Annotated in this window: 17 protein-coding genes and 2 pseudogenes; 5 read left to right on the forward strand and 14 right to left on the reverse strand. The window is 33.3% G+C overall.

Annotated features, from left to right (window positions below):
• Nucleotides 1–34: 34 nt before the first annotated feature.
• Nucleotides 35–694: a recombinase family protein gene (locus tag FPG78_RS06755; RefSeq protein ID WP_144086222.1), complete on the reverse strand. Its 660-nt coding sequence runs from the start codon at nt 692–694 to the stop codon at nt 35–37.
• A 184-nt stretch (nt 695–878) separates the two neighbouring features.
• Here FPG78_RS06755 and FPG78_RS06760 point away from each other — a divergent pair.
• Nucleotides 879–3,757, forward strand: a pseudogene (locus FPG78_RS06760) (Tn3 family transposase).
• 22 nt (nt 3,758–3,779) lie between these two features.
• Here the strand turns inward: FPG78_RS06760 and FPG78_RS06765 are convergent.
• From FPG78_RS06765 to FPG78_RS08530, 12 genes are all read right to left on the reverse strand, one after another.
• Nucleotides 3,780–5,465, reverse strand: coding sequence for a toprim domain-containing protein (locus FPG78_RS06765; protein WP_223262093.1), 1,686 nt, complete (start codon nt 5,463–5,465; stop codon nt 3,780–3,782).
• Between the two features lie 147 nt (nt 5,466–5,612).
• Nucleotides 5,613–5,930 (reverse strand): hypothetical protein, encoded by a 318-nt coding sequence (locus tag FPG78_RS06770; protein WP_144087213.1) that lies wholly within the window; start codon nt 5,928–5,930, stop codon nt 5,613–5,615.
• Nucleotides 5,931–6,879: 949 nt separating this feature from the next.
• On the reverse strand, nt 6,880–8,523 hold the full coding sequence (locus tag FPG78_RS06775; protein ID WP_144087214.1) for an AAA family ATPase: 1,644 nt from the start codon (nt 8,521–8,523) through the stop codon (nt 6,880–6,882).
• Nucleotides 8,524–8,768: 245 nt separating this feature from the next.
• Nucleotides 8,769–10,334, reverse strand: a complete 1,566-nt coding sequence (locus tag FPG78_RS06780) for a type IV secretory system conjugative DNA transfer family protein (protein WP_186292529.1) — start codon at nt 10,332–10,334, stop codon at nt 8,769–8,771.
• A gap of 130 nt (nt 10,335–10,464) precedes the next feature.
• Nucleotides 10,465–11,247, reverse strand: a complete 783-nt coding sequence (locus FPG78_RS06785; RefSeq protein WP_144087192.1) for a relaxase/mobilization nuclease domain-containing protein — start codon at nt 11,245–11,247, stop codon at nt 10,465–10,467.
• Nucleotides 11,244–11,636 (reverse strand): hypothetical protein, encoded by a 393-nt coding sequence (locus FPG78_RS06790; RefSeq protein WP_144087216.1) that lies wholly within the window; start codon nt 11,634–11,636, stop codon nt 11,244–11,246. Before FPG78_RS06790 ends, FPG78_RS06785 begins: the two co-directional genes overlap by 4 nt.
• Entirely contained in the window at nt 11,633–12,043 is a 411-nt protein-coding gene (locus FPG78_RS06795; protein ID WP_144087217.1) for a plasmid mobilization protein, read from the reverse strand. Before FPG78_RS06795 ends, FPG78_RS06790 begins: the two co-directional genes overlap by 4 nt.
• 417 nt (nt 12,044–12,460) lie before the next feature.
• Nucleotides 12,461–13,408 carry an Rpn family recombination-promoting nuclease/putative transposase gene (locus tag FPG78_RS06800; RefSeq protein ID WP_144087196.1) on the reverse strand — a complete coding sequence of 316 codons (948 nt, stop codon included), beginning with the start codon at nt 13,406–13,408 and terminating at the stop codon, nt 12,461–12,463.
• 420 nt (nt 13,409–13,828) lie between these two features.
• A complete protein-coding gene (locus tag FPG78_RS06805) occupies nt 13,829–14,347 on the reverse strand; it encodes a hypothetical protein (RefSeq protein WP_144087218.1) in 519 nt (172 codons plus the stop codon).
• A gap of 273 nt (nt 14,348–14,620) precedes the next feature.
• Nucleotides 14,621–14,899, reverse strand: coding sequence for a hypothetical protein (locus tag FPG78_RS06810; RefSeq protein WP_144087219.1), 279 nt, complete (start codon nt 14,897–14,899; stop codon nt 14,621–14,623).
• Nucleotides 14,900–14,977: 78 nt separating this feature from the next.
• Nucleotides 14,978–15,958 carry an AAA family ATPase gene (locus FPG78_RS06815; protein ID WP_223262091.1) on the reverse strand — a complete coding sequence of 327 codons (981 nt, stop codon included), beginning with the start codon at nt 15,956–15,958 and terminating at the stop codon, nt 14,978–14,980.
• A gap of 615 nt (nt 15,959–16,573) precedes the next feature.
• Nucleotides 16,574–16,819 (reverse strand): SymE family type I addiction module toxin, encoded by a 246-nt coding sequence (locus FPG78_RS08530; protein ID WP_223262092.1) that lies wholly within the window; start codon nt 16,817–16,819, stop codon nt 16,574–16,576.
• Between the two features lie 157 nt (nt 16,820–16,976).
• Between FPG78_RS08530 and FPG78_RS08305 the strand changes: the two are divergent.
• Nucleotides 16,977–17,304 (forward strand): annotated as a pseudogene (locus FPG78_RS08305) (helix-turn-helix domain-containing protein).
• 1,605 nt (nt 17,305–18,909) lie between these two features.
• On the opposite strand, the gene FPG78_RS06835 reads toward FPG78_RS08305, so the two are convergent.
• Nucleotides 18,910–19,191, reverse strand: a complete 282-nt coding sequence (locus tag FPG78_RS06835; RefSeq protein WP_144087220.1) for a hypothetical protein — start codon at nt 19,189–19,191, stop codon at nt 18,910–18,912.
• A gap of 261 nt (nt 19,192–19,452) precedes the next feature.
• Here FPG78_RS06835 and FPG78_RS06840 point away from each other — a divergent pair, with 261 nt between their 5' ends.
• From FPG78_RS06840 to FPG78_RS06850, 3 genes are all read left to right on the forward strand, one after another.
• Nucleotides 19,453–19,716 (forward strand): hypothetical protein, encoded by a 264-nt coding sequence (locus FPG78_RS06840; protein WP_144087221.1) that lies wholly within the window; start codon nt 19,453–19,455, stop codon nt 19,714–19,716.
• A 407-nt stretch (nt 19,717–20,123) separates the two neighbouring features.
• Nucleotides 20,124–20,729, forward strand: coding sequence for a sodium:solute symporter family transporter (locus tag FPG78_RS06845; RefSeq protein WP_144087222.1), 606 nt, complete (start codon nt 20,124–20,126; stop codon nt 20,727–20,729).
• On the forward strand, nt 20,726–21,467 hold a 742-nt coding region (locus tag FPG78_RS06850; RefSeq protein ID WP_144087223.1), incomplete at its 3' end, for a hypothetical protein. The genes FPG78_RS06845 and FPG78_RS06850, both read left to right, overlap by 4 nt.

Below are 21,467 nucleotides of genomic sequence, written 5' to 3' on the forward strand. Positions count from 1 at the left end.
TCAGACATTACTTTTCCCACTTTCCAGCAATTTATTAAAAGTGCTTAGCATCGCTTTTTTCATTGTTTACAAAGTACAATTTCTGAATACGACATACCTGCGAAGCGCTGTACCCGGTAGCTTGTGCGGTATCTTGAATGCTTAGTTTTTTAACACTTCGATAATATATTACCTTCTGGTGACGCTCATGATCAGCCTGTTTTCCACGATATTTACCCTCTTGACGTGCTCTTTCGATTCCCTGTTTTTGCCGTTGCTGACGGCTCAACCAATCCTTATACGACATTGCGGCCATTAGATCCATGAGCATATTATTGATGGCAGAAATCACAGCACGAGTTACTGGATCATTTTGTGATGGTTCTTTGTCAGACAAAACCTGCCATGAAGTTGGGATGTCCAGACTTACAATTCTCAATTCATGATGTTCAATCTGCTTTTTGAGTGTTAGCCAGTCACTGTTACTAAGTCTGGTCAGCCGATCTATTTGTTCTACTAGTAGAATATCATTTCGGTGACTATCCATTAGTAATCGTCCCAGTTCTGGTCTTTCCAGTTTTGTTCCGCTGATATTTTCTCGGTAGTAGCTAGCGATTTTGTGTCCTCTCTCCTGAACAAACTGCTCGAGCATTTCTTTTGCTCGATCTGCAAACTGATCTTCTGTTGAAGCTCTCAAATAAGCTCTGATGAACATATTCTAACGAATTTATCGTATTTAGGTTATGTCATTGAATCTATTGCATATAGGTTATTTCATTGATTCAATTTAATAATTTTTAAGATATTTCATTGAGGTGTACCATTATGCGATAAAAATTTAAACGAAAATTAATCTACAAAATAATTATCAATGCAAACTATATGCCTAGGAGACAAATATTAATACGCACCGCAAGCCAGCCAATAGGTTCGGTTTTTCTGTCTTGCTTTGTTACCTGAAGAACATAGGGATGATCCCAGATAAAAAATCACTACTTTCCGATTTTTTACTCAAGCATATCGCTAGCAGACTTAATTTATCAAATGAACTTTGGAAAGATTATGCATCAGGACGAGACACCACTCGCAGGGAACATTTAATAGAACTATACCACTATCTAGGACTAAAAAATTTACAAAACAGATTCAAAATGATTGCATTTCGTATTTAATTCCACTTGCAAAACGCACTGACAAGGGTATTCTTCTTGCACAAGAACTTCTAAAGTATATGCAGCGGAATTGCGTGATTATTCCCACTATTGATGTACTGGAGCGAACGTGCTCAAAGGCCATGGCTGCTGGTGATAAAATAGTATTCTCGGAACTGAATGCTCAACTTATATCAGAGTATAAGGTCAATCTAGACAGCCTTCTGATTGCATTAAATAATCATCTTTCACGTCTATCTTGGATTCTTCAACCTCCTGGTAAAATTAACGGAAAAAATGTATTACAGCACATTGAACGCTTGAATACGATCATGGCAATAGACTTACCGGTAGGGATCGGACGTTTAGTTCATCAGAATCGGTTACTGAAACTGGCCCGTGAGGGTCGGAATATGAGCAGCCGAGATTTGACTAAGTTCTCATCAAGCAGACGATACGCTATTCTAATATGTGTGATTGAAGAAGCCAGAGCTACACTTACAGATGAGATCATCGATTTGCATGAGCGTATCTTGAACAGTATGTTCAGCCGGGCTAAAAGGACTCAGGCGGAGCGACTCCAGCAAACAGGTAAACTTATCCAGTCTAAACTGTACCAGTATATTGCTATTGGTCAAGCATTAACTGAAGCCCGTGAATCCGGAGAAGATCCATGGACTGCTATTGAACATGTTATGCCATGGCAAAAATTTATTATAAGTCTAGAAGAAACCCGTTTTTTGACCAAAAAAAGTAATTTTGATCCACTGCATATTATTATTGAGAAATATAGTACGTTACGTAAATACGCTCCAAGAATGTTGTCTGCGTTGGAACTGAATGCCACGCCAGCTGCACAGTCACTAGCCGAGGCTCTGACAGTCATCAGAGAAATGTATCATAAACAGTTACGAAAGGTCCCACCAATGGAACCGTTGGATTTTATTCCTGAAAACTGGAGGAAAGTGGTTATTGCACCCACCGGAATAAATCGACAGTACTATGAATTTTTCGCTCTTAACGAACTGAAAGACGCGCTTCGTTCAGGGGATATCTGGGTAAAAGGTTCTCGCCGATATAAAAATTTTGACGATTACCTCATTCCTAAAAAGGAGTTTAATAAGTTGATTCAGAATCATCAGTTACCACTTTCTGTCCCTTTTGATTACAGTCAATATATTGGAAGTCGCCTAACATTATTGAAATCACGACTCGAAGAGGTAAACAAAATGGCCCTTATAGGTGATTTACCTAATGTTGAAATATCTAATAAAAGAGTAAAGGTCACGCCATTGGATAATAGTGTTCCTGCAGAGGTTTCACCGCTGACAGCCCTGGTTTATAGTATGTTACCTCATCCTAAAATTACAGAGATACTGGATGAAGTAAACGACTGGACAGCGTTTACTGACCATTTTTCTCATCTCAAAAATGAGGTCATCCGCCCTGATACTCGGCTCCTCCTAACCACTATCCTGGCTGATGGAATTAACCTTGGGCTAGGTAAAATGGTAGAGGCCTGTCCTGGAGTTACTAGATCTTCACTGGAAAGTATTCAGGCGTGGTATATACGAGATGAAACGTATTCAGCTGCTCTTGCTGAATTAGTTAATGCGCAGGGAAAGCAACCTATGGCGATATACTGGGGTGACGGTACTACATCGTCTTCAGACGGTCAGAACTTCAGAGTCGGAAGCCTTGGACGCTACGCTGGACAAGTCAATCCTAAATATGGACAGGATCCTGGTATTCAGTTTTATACGAATATCTCTGATCAATACAGTCCATTTTATACCAGGGTTATCAGCCGGGTAAGGGATTCAACTCATGTACTCGATGGCTTGCTGTATCACGAAAGTGATCTAGAAATCCGGGAACACTATACCGATACATCTGGTTTCACCGATCATGTATTTGCCATGATGCACCTACTTGGTTTTGAATTCTGCCCAAGAATTCGAGATCTACATGACAAACGACTTTTTATTCAAGGAAAAGCCCAACAATACCCTGGACTTCAGTCTATTATATCTTCGAACAGCCTGAATCTGAAAGATATCAAATCAAACTGGGCTGACGTGCTTCGTCTAGCCACCTCGATCAGCCAGGGGACAGTTACTGCATCCCTAATGCTCAAGAAGTTGGCCAGTTATCCAAAACAGAACGGTCTGGCAAAAGCTCTCAGAGAAATCGGGAGAATAGAAAGAACATTATTCATGCTGAACTGGTTTCGAGATCCAGCATTGCGTCGACGTGTACAAAAAGGGCTTAATAAAGGAGAAGCCCGTAATGCCCTTGCCCGTGCGGTATTTATGCACAGGTTGGGGGAAATCAGGGACAGAAACCTGGAAAATCAGAGCTACCGTGCCAGTGGACTAACACTGCTCACAGCTGCCATCACGCTATGGAACACGGTCTACATCGAAAGAGCTGTAGACTCTCTGAAAAAACAGGGAATAAAAATCAATGATCAATTGTTATCACATCTATCTCCATTAGGATGGGAGCATATCAATTTGACAGGAGATTATATCTGAACAAGAAAGCGTAAAAAAACATTAAGTAAGTTCCGACCTCTACGACCGGCTAACATAGAAAAATACAAAAACAGCCTTAACGTACAATAATTTCCCATATCCAAGGAGACCCCTAATAGCTTATTAAAGAAAGAGGACATAAAAACTCACAGAAATAACTTTTACCTATATTCTCCTTAGGAGAACATAATATTAAAGCATGTTTATTAATACCATCTCTTTCAAATACTGCACGAACAGCCCTAATCATCCATTTCTTAAGATGCGTGTACCAGTACTTAGCATGACTAGTATCTCTATTTTTCAGCTTAACATAGCTCGATAACTCTAAAATATAATCTATATTACCACTTATCTCACTTCCTTCAAATGACAAAAAATAACACTGAATAGGATGAAATTGTTTAACAAAAAACGATCGAAGTATGCATTTAATAACATCTAAGGAACAAGATATACCATGACGATCTAAATGTCCACGAAGCTCACTTACATTCACTTTTTCCCATATATCACACTTACTTTTAACTAAAATCTCACACTGCTGTGTAACAACATTTAAGCGAAAATCAAACTTTCCACTTAAATAGTGTTCTACTTTACTACGTATACTATTACTTACCCTAGTACTTTTCGTACCAAAAGACTTCTGCAAAGGTAAGAGCATAGCTTTTTTTATAGCTACGTCTAAAAGTAACTGAAAATCATCAGATGAATAACTACGAAAATACTCTGCCAGATCTTTTATATCTACAGGTAATGGTATAGAAACAATACAAAAAGAAGTTTCTAAGCGTTTAGATGCATTAATCCCAGCAACATCATTATCATAACAACTCAAAATAACAGAAGTTCTCTTTCTCAATTCTTCTAATAACGAAGCACTCAGAATTTGATGCTCTGACTGTAAAGAAATAACATTTCTAAACCCATGAGCATAAGCACTCATGCAATCCTTTTCTCCAGCAGTTAATAAAACATAATCTAAAGTACCCTCATCCAATTGCGACAACCCAAATACATCATCTTTCGTTTGATTCTTGTAACTAAAAGATTTCCTTTGTCCTTTAAAAAATAGATCGGAAGAAAAAGATGAACTAATTTCAGGAACATAAACCTTTATCCTACCAGAAATATCATATGCAGAAGCAATTTGATTTTTTTCTCTGTACTTAAAAGACAAAAAACGATTTGAATTACTCGTATAAGATAGAAAACCAACCTGTTTAACATGAAACCTTTCTAGAACAGGCTTAGAAATATTGTACTGAGTCCAGTATTCTAAATGCAAACGAGAAATATCACTATTACCATAAGGCATATATTCAATATGAAGTATTTGAGAAGGTAGAGATCCTCGATTCTCTCCTATATCTGTTGAATCTTTAGAAATAATAGGTTTGAAAGAACTCAAATCTTGGATAGAATCGTTTTCTAATCCCAATAACATTTCCTGATTAATCAGCTGTAAAAGCTCTTTAAACTGCGCTTTACAATCTAAACCATAGTAATCTGCCCACATACGGAATACATCACCCTGATGTCCGGTATTAAAAGACTTAAACTTCCATATGCCTTTATCTTTATAAATAGACATACTTGGTCTAGAGTCTTTTACTGAAAATATAGACTTATGGTTCTTTTTTCGTAAATTTGGGTTAAATGTAGGAACTAAGTGGCGTATAAGATTTTCTTCTCCACCTGCTTTTTCTAGAACTTGTTCTTTTGTTAACATACTTTGAATTTTGTTACCAAATAGAATAATTCTTACATTTAAAATAGGTCCTTCAAGCCTCATTTATTAAAAATAAGAATTAGCCTTCTTTGGGAGGCTATTTTTATTTATTACCCTTACATTTCCTACCACACACGTATAGAAATACTTGATCTGAAATTAAGATTGAGTTAATATCACAAAAGCTCATTCTAATAGAATTACGCATACTTACTTATCCAAAGATTTATCAATAAGTCCACTATTAACCCAGTATATACATCTGTATTTGGTTCTAGCTAATATATCTTTTTGACATAATTCTTTAAGAATTCTAAATACAGATGTTTTGGTCTTATAGCCCGATACACTTAAAAAATCATCTATATCTATTAACATCTTTTCCTCGCTGAACAAGTTTCTATTTAACATGTACTTGATAAATTTTTGAGAAGACTTAGATAGGTTCAACATTACAGTCGGAATATCAAATTCTTTTACATGCTTTTCCAAAAAAGGAGAAGCAGCATGTTCTTTAAAATCCCTCAAACATTTCATTGTATTCATCTTATTCTAATTGTTATCAAAAAATTTCATGGTAACATGATTACATATCAACCTCAACCGCAAAATACAGGCAAAAATACTAATAGTATTAAATACGTATCATATAACTTCATAAATATATACACAAATATATAAATAATATACTAATCAAAACAAATACGTATACAATTAAAAATATACTTACATACCAAAAAACAGGATGTGGTAACTTGAGGTAAGTATGGGTAACTTTGTGGTAAGAATAAAAAATCAGTTTTTATAAAATATTAATTTGAAAATCAATGTTTTATAAAAACTGTGGTAAGATGGTAAGATTTTAATGAGTTTATACAAACTAGTAAATATTTACACATAAAAATACACATACATATGTATGTGTACGTATGTATTTCTTAATATCTATATATAATATTATCTTACCATCTTACCACATTACCATATACTTTATATATATAATTCTGATTATCAACACATATGTGTTTTAAAAAATTGTGGTAAGATGTGTGGTAAGATTAGAAATCTTGGCCATTATATCTTACCACCTTACCACACGATTATAAAATAAAGTATCTCATAACCAATTATAATTATTAATCTTAAAAATTAGATGTGTAAGTATATGTGTCACATGCTTCGACACATACTTATAGAAATTGAAATAGTAGATCAACACGTTCAAACTAGATGATTAATATATATATTATTGGTAACCATATATATAAATAAATCACATGTATCTATTATATGTCAAATGACATAAACTGACACTTCCACATGTTAAATAGAGTTCTCCTTGGGTATTTGAAATTATTGTAAGCTAATCTTGTTTTCTTATACCTAGCTCAGGTTTTTATAAAATTTCTGAATACAGTATACCTGTTAACAATTGCACTGGATAGATTCGCTCGCATTACGAGAGATAAAACTTATCTTACTTGTTCATCTGCTTTCTGAGCTCTTCTCTATTTACTGTTTCATAGGCCCAACTATCTATAGATTTGGTTGCTTGGTCAAAGTTAATACCTAATAAGATAATCTCTTTAGCTTTCCATAAATACGAGGTATAATACCTATTTTCTTTAATTTGTTGTAAGGCTACTTTATCATTTGATTTATACTTGATCTCTATGATATAAACTATGCTACCAATAGTAAGTACTATGTCTGCTCTACCTTTACTAGAAGGAGACTCACTAGCCACCTGACTGTTAATACCATCTAAACAGTTTAAACCATAAAGTAACATATGAAGGTTACTATGATAATCTTTTTCTGTTTTACTGGTTATGTAGTAAGGGATACTGGAAAAGGCTATGTTAATAGCGATAATAAAGGACTCAATATCTTTGGCTTGTAAAGTGCTTTTTATTTGGTCCTGGGTTGATATAAAATAGTCTTTAACACGCCGTTCCAAGGCATCTTTAACCGTTTGCGTAAAGGCCTTTTCTACCTCTTGATTAGGAAACTTAAGCTTATAAACCCCTGTAGATGGTTCATAACCATCTATCGTTAAATATCCAGTTTGAAACATCAATGCTTTCAAACTAATTTCATTTCTACTACCGGTATACATTAATTCAAATCTATAAGCATCAATCGGTAATGCATTTAGTTCAAATCTATCAGGATCTGCTAACATTTGGTTTATAAGCATAGTTGGACTACCTGATTCATACCAGTAGTCTTCTAGTTTACCAGAATCTAAAAATCTTAGCGTAGACCAAGGGTTATAGACACTCGCTCCATCTTCATAAAACTTATATCCATTGTAATAAGTAGCCATACGCCTCATTACTTCTGATGTAGATATTTTTTTATCTTCTTTTGTACCACATTTTTTAGCAATATCTTCCAATCTTTTTGCGAATATGGTTAAGATTTCTTGCTGCGTATAACCAAACATAGCACCAGCAGAAGCATCAATGGTAATATCTTTTAAATGATTAGCCCCTGAAAATACGTCCGATAAACTGAATTTGCTTACGCCAGTAATAAAAGTGAACTTAAAACGTTTATTGAGTGATTTTAAAGTCATGAAGAAATCTTTCATAACCTTAATATTGGCCTGTTCTAAGTCCGAACCTTTTGTTAAATTAACCATTGGGGCATCATACTCATCTATAAGGACTACGATATTAGATTCGTAACCGTTATTGAGCTTGGAAAGTGCTTCCACTAAATCTTTTAATCCACTTTGTATATCTTTCGTTTGAATAGTTACACTATACGAGAAAGCTATTCTGGTTAACTCATCTTTTAAACTGTTTTCCAAGCAGTTCGGATTATGGTTTATGCCTGAAAAATCTATTTTGATTATAGGATATTTTTTCCACTCATACCCGCTTTCTGGATTACCTATGTGGTACCCTTTAAACACTTCTTTCTCTCCTCTACATATCGTATCCAATGTATCGATAAACAAAGACTTGCCAAACCTCCTAGGCCGGGCTATAAATACAGGATTTCTATTTTCTATTAACTCTTGTGCATATCGTGTTTTATCTACGTAGTAGCCTGTTTCAATCACAGATTGAACATCTGAATAGCCAATAGGTAATGCATCTATCTTATGCATAATTTTATCTTGTTAAACTTTTTTATTTTAATTTCTGATTGCGTTGATCTTACTTTTAAACTTTAATTAACTTAGAATTCTTTTGTTTTGATTCATTTTTTAACGGCATATAAACCAATAAAATGGGAAAAAACTTACCAAGAGTATATTCATTACTACCACGTTTACCTATCTTTCCCATTAGTTTACTAATCCTAATCGTGTTCCACGATTAGGATTACACGAACATTAAAGCAAAAAGCATTTTATACTTTAACCCCCTGTTTACTAAATATACTATCTACCTCATTGTGTATTCGCTCCCAATTATCTTCAATTTTTCTACCTAGTTCACTATCAAACTTACTTGGTATCGATACTATTGGATAATTAGAATTATTAAGATGAGTAGCTATAAACTGAGGCTTATTACCTGCCACCTTTATGGTAAAATGACCTGGAGGCTGAGAAGCTATATAATTAGGTGTCAAGTAGGACTCCTTACCTAGTGACTTAGTAACCGTATCGTCTTTGTCCGACATATTTATAGAAGTCCTAACATTTGTATAAGAACCTGCCATTTTAGAAACGTAGGAACCGGTTGTTAAATTGCTGGTCATACCAAAGAACTGGTTGCCCAAATTATTTCTAATAACTTCTGCCTTACTGCTTCCATACATGTTTTTGAGTTGTTCGAAATCTTGCACACATACAATGGTCGATACATTATTAGACCTAGCTGTAGCAGGTAGATTCTCTAAACCCGGAATAAATAACGTAGGAGCCTCATCTAAGAGGAATATAGACTTATTCTTTCCCTGTTGATTTATATGTTTCATGCATACCGTACCAATCAGGGCTATAATGGAAGATAAAGAGTCGCTTAACCTGGGATCATTAGCAACAGTCAACATCGTTGGATGCGCAGGATTGCTAACATCTAAATCGACGGTATTTTGATCACTCAAATGACCAGAAAGTACCCAAAAGATTTCCTTGGTATATATCTTATTAAATGGCAATTGCAAGGAAGAAAATACACCAGCTAGCTGTTTTTCTGCATTATTCTTGTAGGCAGTATGAATAGGCTCTATCATGATTTTTGTTTCCCTATCTAAAGATAGTAAGGCAATACTTTGTTCGTAATCCTTCATAGCAACCAGTAAGGCATGTGGTAAGGAACATAACGAACCATGATGCTTTTTAAGAAACCATATAATCGCACTAAAAAATGCAATAGCATTATCTGACCAAAAATCTTGTTTGTGCATCCATTCTTTATTTAAATTTTTAAGTATGGCACTTGCATATTCTTGAGCGTAAAGCTTAAAAGGCAAATAACTGGGATGTAAGGGATTGCAACGGTGGGATAAATGCGTATTGGTAATATTAATATGAGCGAATTTAGTTTGTTTATTTAAAAGCTCCTGATACATATGAGCAGACAAAGTTGGTGGATTACCTTTAAAATCATATAAAAATCCAGCAAAACCCATATCAGCAGCTTGGTAAATAATAGGTTCCATAACAGAACTTGATTTTCCTGAACCAGCAGACCCTTCGATATATATACCCTGAGATAGACTATCCAATACTATAAATCCTCTTTTTTGTCCTTTCCATATAAAACAATCAAGATATGGTTGCTTTTTATACTTACGATGCGTACTGCTTTGCAAAAACTGCTTATCCTCGGATGGTAGATCAGAAGTGTCAGGAATGAGACGATTAAATAAAATAAACGTTAACAATATGGCCAATAACATCCACTTATTACATAAGTCTAATGAACGAAAGACTGGTTTACCTTTAAGATAAAATATGACGAACACATCATATATAGTAGTGAAGCATAAAACAATGAATATTGATAAAAAAAGCAAAATCTTTTTTCTATCACGATGAAATATCCTAATAAAAATGTTTAAAATAAACTTTATCATAATATATAAGATTTGAAAATCAGATAGATAAACCCTTAGATTGATCCAAGGATTTGTGTTTATTTAATATGTTCATAAAATTTTGCTTAGATAACGATCTGTCTATTTCACTGGCTTTGAATCGTTCTTCTTTTCCTGCTTGCATGATATAAAAACGTAAACCTTGAAAATCACCTTGTTTGTTGTGATACGCTTCGGTCCTAATATTAAAACGGGCACCTTCTGTATTAAAAGAATTACTAAACGCATCTACAGAACGGATGCTACGGTCCTTTAATACAGACTTGGCAAGCTCTTTAACATTGTGTATAGCAGAGTTTTGCATAAGCTTATCTCTGGTTTTATCATTCTGCACATCTTTGGCTAAGGTTAAATCCATCTCATAGGCAATAGTTTCTGCAGCACGAGAAGAACGATTGCTGATGTAATTGCCTTTATAAGCCTCTCCTGATTTACTAATCCTGTTTACATAAACGTGAATATGCTTATGTGCCTTATTAGAATGCACAAAGGAGATGTATTGATGGTTTTTTAAGCCCATTTTGTCTAAAAAAGATTGGTTGATAGTTTTTAAGTTTTCATGGGATAGTTGACGACCATCTTCTATAGTTGGAGAAATAACAAAAGAAAGGGAATTCCGTTCACACCTACTATTCATATCTTGAAATAGTTTAAACTCTTTGGAAACACCATAGGCAGTTTCTGTTACAATATTTTTATCTAACAGAATACCTTTTTCGGTTTTTTGTGCATAGGCGATGCTGGCGCCGATGTGACTGATACTTTTACCTATGGAAATCATTTTTTTTCTGTTTTGGATAACTTTTGGTAAGCATTATAGTAGTGTTTAAATCCTTTTTCTAATTCGCATCGAAGAATATATTGATGGTAATTATACCAACTGCTTAAGAATAGACTGATAACGGATATGGACAATATAACCCATAACCAGACTGGAATGGTAATAAAACGTTTTAAGGTATGAAGAATATTGGCATGTTCTTTTTGCATGGGGCCTATATCTATGGGAATGGGTTGATGATGTAATGCCTCTAATCTATTGGGATGATCAGTGGTAATGGATAATATTTTTTCATAATCTTTCTTACTTCGTTTGAGGCTTTCTATTTCTTGAATCAATACTTCTATTAAAACCTTTTGGCTCAAATTGGAGCTGCTTTTGATGTTCATTTGCTAATCTTGTTGAGATGGTGATCTATTTTTTCGATGATGTATCGGACTTCTTTTTTAAAGTCTAATTGGTCTTTAATAAGGTTACTGATGCGGCTAAAGTGGTTTCGATAGTCTACTAACATTTGATAGACGGATAGTTCTTCTGGGGTGAATCGGCTTTTGATGGTTTGATTGAGACCTATTTTACGTAAATAATCACTCAGGGATAGTCCACAGTTTTTGGCCAGTAACTTGATGGCTATTTTTTCTGTTGGATAAAGCCGAATGGATAAGGTGGAGCTTTTATGAGTAACCTTTTTGGGACGCATGGCAAGTAATAAATAAGTAAATATACCAGAATGCCTTACATAGAAATCATTAAAAAAACAGGATACCCAAAACGGATTTAGAACCAAGATATCCATTCTAAAGAGACCTTAATACGATAATAATTTAAATAAACTTAACCGTAATATCAACCGACCGAAGAGAGCAAGATGGGTTTTTGTGTAACAAAAACACGTCTTAAAAATGCTTTACGGCCAAATAAGGAAGTCATGGCTACATCTGTTTACAGCATACACATTAAAACAGATAAATTGACTCATACAAAAAATAGTAAAACTAGGATTATAGATAGATAGATAGATAGATAGATAGATAAGCTAGCTAATCTATATGATGGGCTATAGGAAGTGTGAGATAAAAAATTGTTAGAAAAAGTTAAGAAAGTTAAGTATGTATAAATTGATTGGGTTAAGACCAAACGTAGGAGTATTTCAGTTAGAGTATAAGAATTGAATGGGAACGTTTAGGTATAAGATACAATTAATAGAAAAGGCCTATACAAGGTCGTGAATCTGAGAAGGAGACAGGCCGGTAAGAAGGATAATGTCTTCTACAGGATAACCACGCAAAAGCATAGATTTAGCTATCTCTATGTTGCTTTCTAGTTTTCCCTTTTCTTCACCTATTTGGGTTCCTTCTTGTCTTCCTTTTTCCTCTCCTTCTTGTCTTAATCTTTCAGCTACTGACATGGCAATTTGATTTAATTTAGGGTTAGATTTCTTAATGGTTTCTAGTAAATTTGGATCATCATCTACCTTTAACATATACAAAAAAGCTACATTAGCATAAACAATATAGTTTTTTTCTAAAAAATCTACAATTAGATTGATATGATTAGCAAACCATTGATTAAACGAACGATAAATGCCTTGTTTGAGCACCATCACTGCAAAAGCAGCCTTTTTATAGCTAATCAGTTCGTCTTCAGAGGTACTATAGAGATCAACAAGATAAAATTTATCAAACATGCACGATTTAGCTAATTCAGGATCTGAAAACATAGATAGTAGACTATTTGAGCCTTTATAGGGCTTATTTCCATTGTATATGCATATGTTTAATATTACCGGTAAAGGAACATTGCCTTTCTCTTTTAGATGCTGACGCAACAACTGAACGTTATATTCTAGAAACCTAAGTGGCATATACGAATCTTCAGTAGATTGATGCTCGCAAATCGTGTACAAGTACCCTTCCTTTCCATTTATATTGGTTTTGAATACTAAATCAGATTCTCCTCTTCTACCTACTGGATCAACAAAGCTTTTATCCGTCAACTCTAAATTTTCTTGGTCTATTGTTATAAATAGATCGGAAGGTAAATTAGCAGCTAGAAAATCTAGCATAGCTTCCTTATTACAAAAAGTATTTTTAAAAGCGTAATCATGAGGTTTATCTAGTTCCTCTTTTTTATTTTTCCTCTTATTTCTCTTCTTAGTCATTTGATCAATACATTAAGACAAATTAACAGGGTTAAAAATTAAAGAATCTGTTGTATATCAGATTTATATAAACCAGTGAAGCGCATGATCTTGTCTACTGACTCATCTTCTTGGAGCATTAACTTAGCGATTTCTATACTTCTTTTCTACTCTCACTGTTTTTTACTTTCTATTCTAGAGACTTTTATTTTTTCCTTAAAAAGGATCTTATCGTTTTCTTTTTCTAGTTCTCTGACCCTATGTAGTTGCATGATTTATTCTTTGAATAATACCTCTTGCCTCAGGTTTGAGTAGTACTTTGTACTGAATTGAAGGCTTTCCATTATATGCCGTTCCCTTAAATTTGAACACTGAAAGGTAGACAGTTTTTATAGCATTTAACCAGATTACTAGCTACTATAGCCTCAATTTTATCAAGAACTATAACGTATTCATTTCTTCTTTAATTTTTTTCAATTCATCTGGCATATTACTCTTCCAGAAATGTTCTTTGAAATAGCTTTTTAAAGCTATTATTTTTTGTATATCCTTAGCAAAAAGTGCTTTCTTAACATGATCGGGAATTATTCCGTTTTTTTCTGCTTCTGTTAAACCGGATGACCATAACTCAAACGCATTAGAAAAAAAGTCTTCCTCTAAATTTTTTAATCTTTCTAACCTATCTTTTCTTTGTTTAGCCAACTTTTTAAGTGCTATTTCTTGAGGAGACATATAATCATGCTCAACCCAAGCCCCACCTTTTTGTAAAACAGACATAAACGTTCCCAACTTATTTTTATACTTATTCAATGTGCCAGATTTGTTCTGAAGGGCAAAAGAAAAGTGATCAATAGAAGTTTGAACGGTGTCTGCTGTATTAGTACCTTTACTATAAATTTGACGAATTTGCGGAAGGCCAAATCCTATTTCTTCAAGATCTCTACAATCTATATTTTCCATTCTTTGGGTAAAGAATGATTTTCATTTAAGGACGTTTTTGTAGATTCAGTTTTTTTCACTAAGGAAAAAGTATTCTTAAAGGATTGACTACTTTCTAAATCTAATTGCAACCTAAAAGCATTAACGAACGCCTTATCGAACTAAAAACAGAAAAACCACTTTTCCCAGTTTTGCCACCAACCCGTTCCATAAGACCTTTTTCAATGATCCTTTGTACAACTTTCCTCAAGGTTTTTTTAGTTGTGTTGGTAACACTAGATAAAGTTTCAATCGTTACTGGACCTGTAACAGATTCCCTCTAACCGTACAACAACTAACAAAATATCTAACGATGCGTTTTTGAATACCACAAAGTTTAGAGACTTCTTCATGATAATTCAACTTCGTATTGATACTATTTTGACTACATTCTAGACCTTTATCGACCAGTTTATTTTCACTACCTTTACTAACTACTATTTTTATAGACGTATCATCTAATGTCTGGGAAGAATCGTTTATTGAACTAATGGGTTTATTTATACCTTGATTGATAACTTCATTCTGAAGCAAGTAAGGGCCCTTCTTTTAGGCACAAACTTTTTCTTGGTTCCATCTTGGGTAAAAACTGGAGCAGTCATAATTTATCTATTAATAACCTTTTATCATTTCTGGATTAGTGAAATGGGAAACAATATGGTTACTTTTCAAGTTATGCATTTCTAATAGTTCACGCGTAAAAGTATCAATATCCTCTCTACCTGCTGTGCTTGCAGTACTATCAAATACCGTTGATTTGCGTCTTCTGTATTTTTCAATTTCCTTACACTTCCTGATATAACCAGAAAACATCATTTCACCATATTGATGGTGTTTAATTAAATCAGAATAGGTATCTCTTGAATCCTTCTCTCTATTATCAAACTGATTCAGAATAATTTTCATTGGAATCTTCGGCATATCGTGATCATTACACATACGGTTAATCTCGTTAACCGTAATATCAATACCAGAATCACTAAAGTCACAAGGAGTCGTAGGAAGAACAACCATATCAGATGTAAGCACAGCAGCAGAAATAGATTGACCTAAAGAAGGTGGACAATCTATTAAAATTAGATCATAGGCTGAACGTAAAGGATCAACCTTGGACTTGAGTACTTTCTGAAGCGGAACTTGCTTTAACATAATAAAGTTATCAAGCACAGAGTTATCATAACGACTCGGCAAAATATCTAATCCAGGTAGCACATTAACTGTAGAGTTCGTTATCTTAATTAAACTATCATCCAATAAATCAATCAAAACAGGATAATCATTAGCATTGATACCAAAAGACTTAGTCAAGTTCCCTTGGTGATCAATTTCAATAACTAAAACTTTTTTACCCATTAAGGTTGCACGTATAGCTGTTTCGCGACATAAAGTTGACTTTCCTACACCACCCTTAACCAAAACAAACACAACAACTTTACAGGGTTGTTTATATGGCGCAAACATTTTTATAGCTGTTTCGTATTCAAAATAAACCCTATTGCGAAGCTTATTGTAGGCTAATTTTTTCGACTTGAGTTGTTTATGAATAGCCTGGACGCTAACGCCCAATATATCGGCTGCTTCTATAGCTAACATTTTTGGATGCATCTAAATTTACGGTTCAATATGGTTTAAGTGATATAAAAAATAACTACATAAACTTAAACTATAAATAACAAATTGGCAAGACTTTAAATAATTTTTTGATGTGTTTACAAATTTAATACCCCCACGCTAGTTATAGTTGTTTTTTTATTTTTTTAACAATAATTACAACTACTATAACAAGGCTGTTTGACTACTAATTTGACTACTAAACAAATAAAATTGATGAACTGGTTTCTTGTTGTTAATGCTAATATTAATCAAATTTATAATTTGACTATCAGGTATATACTGCAAATTAGATTCATATAATTTTTGTATTACATAACTGCTTCTAGTCAGGAAATCAATATACTAGTTTGACTACTAAATGGACTACTAAATAGACTACCAATAGTATATATGTGACTACCAAATAGACTGCTATTAGACTACTAATAGTATATATGTGACTACCAAATAGACTGCTATTAGACTACTAATAGGACTACCAAATAGACTACTAATAGGACTACCAAATAGATAAAAGTTATTAGGAATAAAAGGTATTAGACTTATGTAAGTATTTTATCTTTTAAATATTTTCAAGTTCTTGTGAAATTCCTTTTAACTTAACGTTTTTTTGACCGCACTTAAATGACTTTTATATCTGACTATCTCCTTCATATTTTTTTCTGTAGGCTCTATGATTAGTAATCGTTCTCTAATATTAACAGTCACTATTTCGTCTATTTCAAATCCTATCCTTTTTATCCATTTTCCCTCCAAACGAATAGTTGGAACGTCTTTACCAGACCGGTATAATTTTTGAATCTTTATTCGACGGACTATTTTATCAATAAATATGGACACGATTTTGGTTTTACTGGAATAGTGTAAATACTACATAATTGTAGTAAAATTAATAAATATGTATGTACTATACAATAGTATCCTGTTTTTATCAAGTATTTTTTTGTGTGTATATTTATTGGCTGCATAATTAATAATCTATTAAGTCCCATAAAAAATGAGTTTTGGAGAGCGATTAACCTTAGTTAGAAAAAGAAAAAAGTTGTCTCAATCAGATTTAGGCAAAAAAACAGGTATTAATGGGGATGCTTATGGTAGATATGAGCGTGGTGAGGTAGGCTACTATAGAGATGGCTGTTAAAATAGCACAAGCTCTTGAAGTGTCTTTGGACTATTTGACAGGAATTTCAGATATTGAATTAGATAAAGATATGATGGTTAGGATGCAGGAGATATCTAAACTAGATGATAAGGATAAGCATCACCTTTTTATGACCTTAGACGCACTGATACGAGATTTTAAAAATAAGAAGGAGTATAGCTAATAACTATTTTATTTTCATTTTCAATAATTTATTTTTTTGTATACATACATTTTTTATGTTTTTAATTAAAATTTGTAGTAAAAATAATTTTGTACTAGTAGACTCGAATCATCAGAAAATTACGGTTTTGATTTTAGGCTCAAGGATTTGATTAATCTAGGGTATTAAGGGTAACTACTCACATTCTGATCCTAACGTAGGTAGGTGGGCTAATGGTTTATCATTTATTTTGAGTACTTTGCGCTTAATAGAATCGATAGACGTTTCTATATAGACTGTATTCCATAGTGTGATAGCAGCTGTGAGTAGCGTTAGTCCACTGAAATGGTAGATTGATTTTACATTCCTCTATCTCTGATATAACCTATGTTTGTACAGTTTGATGATGTATTTTATAAGGGTTTAGATGATTCCGACAAGCCTAGTTTTGGTTTGATAATTTTTTGATACAAAGTTCACATATAATAGTTGTTATTGATATACATAAAATTGCAACAAGCGTAAGGTTAAACCTTAACTATTACACATAATCTTTTAGAAAGATTCTCATCTCTCTACTATATAATATTACCTTATCTCTTCTCTGATCCTTGATAAACATCAGTACCAAAATTTAACCATTTTCCTGTTTTAAAAGGCTGGTACAACATGGATATCTTTCAAGTCTTGAACATCAAAAAATTGATAGGTTTTAACCAGACCATCTTGATCTAACCAATTTTTAGGAAGCTCATCTACAACTATTTTTCTGCAGTAAAGTAGACTTCTATCTTATGTACATTACATTTTTTATCAAAAAATTCTGCAACATAGACAATCTGGTTTGGTTTAACATCAATTCCAGTTCCTTCCTTTACTTCTTACCATAATTCTGGAAGCATTTCACTTGGGTTTAAGTGCCCACCAGGTGTATACAAAGCCTATAATCATTGCTCACAAGTAACAATTTCCTATTTTTTACTATTAGCGCTCTAGCTGTTACTTGTACAGTGTAATCTTTTCATTTTGTTATGCTTGTTTATATAATTTTTAATGCTAAGCACCTATTAGATCCATTATGTGATAAATCATATTTGGGAATTATGTTCATCTATTTATAATAAATAAACCATGCGTTATGATTTGTATGATTCACTTATAGTTACATTACAGATTTTAATTTCACCAGGAATGCATCTCGTTTTAATGCATCGTAGAAAAACTTTCTTATCGTAAACGTATACGCATTACCGTCTATATCTTTTAATACACAAAGATTATGTTCGACTTTGCATAAACTATCACATGAAACCCATTTAAAGTCATCTTTCTCCCTATAAGTATCCTTATTTGATGATTGACTGCCTTACATAATACATCAGCAGGATAAAATCATTTACTTTCAGTAAGATATATACTTCTTCTCTAATACACCCATCTTTTTCTTATGCTCACTATAACAAACCACACCATTATTCAATAAATCATTTGGGTCTAACTGATATATACTTCACTTTCCTCCTTTGATTCGCGAATAGCAGCTTCTAAAAAAACTTTCACCTGTTTCCACACTTCCACCTAATTCACACCATGTTTCCCCATCACATTTTCCTACTCGTTCTCTACCTAGTAAGACAAACTTTCTTGTTTATCATTAGTATAGCAAAGTAAAACACCAACACTGGCCTTTATATTTTGTTCTAATCTTCTTTCAAGTATAGTTTTGCTGTCATAACTACACACTGTTGAGCCATATTCCAATTGTACTTGACTAGGCATCGGGTTTTTATTAGGCAACATGCCAGTCCTATGCGCCATGTAGCTACAAGCAACAGGACATAGATAAAAAAGTATACATAAACGAAACATAGCAAATAGGATTTTTCTTCTAATCTGATTACTATCCATTATATAGTATATGTATATGTATGCACATATATTATAACACTTAATACAAAAATTAAATGAATATTATATGCCATTACCATTCAGGATGGAAGTATTCAATAAATTTTATTATAGTGTTTTGCTAGAAACGTGAAAATATAGATAAGCCATGGATATAGACCTATTGATTATAATATATTCTTAGTAACTACACTGGCAATAGGATTATACTGTAGTAGATCAGTTACTACATTTAGAGACTATGCAGTAGGCAGTAGAAATATGTCTACTTGGGTGGTTACTATTTCTTTAATAGCTACCATATATGGAGGGAATTTTTTACATACCCAACTGACTGGTTATTACTATCAAGGCTTATATATGTTACTACTAAGTTTAGGTAGTCCACTTAGGTTTTTTATTTGCCTCTCGTTTATTATTGTTAGAATGAAAGAGTGGCTAGGAGATTTTTCCATTGCTGAATCTATGGGTAGGCTAATGTGGAAGATCCGTTCGAATACTTTACGGCCATCTTTGGTATTATAGTAACGATAGCTAAGGTTTCTGCTCAGTTTAAGATTAGTTTTAATTATTATTGAATCTATTACTTCTTGTAATGCACCAGCATATGCTAATTATTACACAGTCATTTTAGGACTACTCGTTACAGCTTACACTATTTTAGGTGGGGCTAGGTCTGTAGCACTAACAGATGTTTATCAATTTTGTTTCTTCAGTATTTGTTTGCCTATTTTAACGTTTACTTTTTTATACAATGCTCAAAATACATGGATTAATTGGCAAAAATTTGTCAATATGTCACAGTTTAATTTATCTCAAATAGCTACTTGGGATCTCTCTCCTACATGGGATAATTCTTTAGTTCATTTATTTGCTTATTTCATTTGGCATTCCATATTTACTTTTGATCCAGCTCAAATCCAGCGTTTTTTATGTCTTCTTCTATTCAACAAGCCACCAAAGTATTTTTTAAAAGTGGTACAATTCGGATCATTTTTTCGCTACTATTTTTAGTTGTTATTGCTGCTTTATATACAAGTGGCAATAGTGTTCCACCTAAACAAAAAATACTAGACTATATTATTCAGCTTAATCATTTTCCTGGAATCAAAGGATTGCTTATAACAGCTATTATTGCTTTATGTATTTCTACTGTTGACTCTTATTTGCATACAGGTTCTGTGTTATTTGCTAATGATATATGGCCTTTCATAACCTGTTCTAGAGAACGAACCGATAAATATTCTCTAAGAGTTGTACGAATATCCTCTGGTTTAATAGGTATAGCTACTATTCTGATCACATTACACATGAGCAATATTAGACAATTTTTAAATAAAGTATTTTATTTCTATACTCCTTCGGTTACAGTTCCAATGATTATGGCTTGTTTTGGATTTAGACCCCGTTCGGCTGCTGTCTTATGGTCGATGGGCATCAACACAGCTATGACGGTTTATCATATCTTTATAAAAGGGCAAGCTATAAGAGAACGTGATGTATTTCTATCCTTATATATGGTGCGTTCATTTTATTGATCTTTCATTACCTCTTACCTAAAAAGCCAAATACAGGATGGGTGGGTATTCCAGATGATAGTCCAGTAAAGCTACAAAACCAAGAAACCAAACGTTGGTGGTTAAGAAAGCTATATTATTTTCAATCAATTTTTACTACTTCTTATTGGAAGGATACATTTCCTAAAAACGCTACTACTTTCATAGCGTCAGGCATTTATTTTATTATTTACAGCTCCATACTACTTTTCTATGTGAGGAAAGTATATATATTTTCCTACATTTACTGGTATATAGCTGTCATGGCTATAGGAACAATAGTAACCATCTATCCTACATTTCACGCTTATAAACAGGAAGGTAATCGTTTTTTGCATGGATTATGGCCTATATTGTTATGTGTTGTCTTTTTTATTTCTGGCATCACCTATATGAAATTAAGCCATTTTTCACCTATGTCTTGCGCACTATTTATAGTAAATATAGGTCTAAGTAGTCTATTATTACCATATACTATAACAATAGTCATGCTATCTTTTGTATTATTGATATATAGATGGATACCGCCTCATTTAGACCTTGTAAGTTATAAAGAGTTGATAACTACAGAAACAATGATAGGATTAACCATTTTACTCAGTTGTTTAGTATATCGATATCTAAGGAATACAACTAACAGACAATTACAAACTATAGCGTTAACTAGAAGCTGTGATCAACAGTATGCGCTAGATTCTCTACATAATCAAGCCAACTGGA

Origin of the sequence: Cardinium endosymbiont of Dermatophagoides farinae (genome assembly GCF_007559345.1) — a bacterium.
Lineage (GTDB): Bacteria > Bacteroidota > Bacteroidia > Cytophagales > Amoebophilaceae > Cardinium.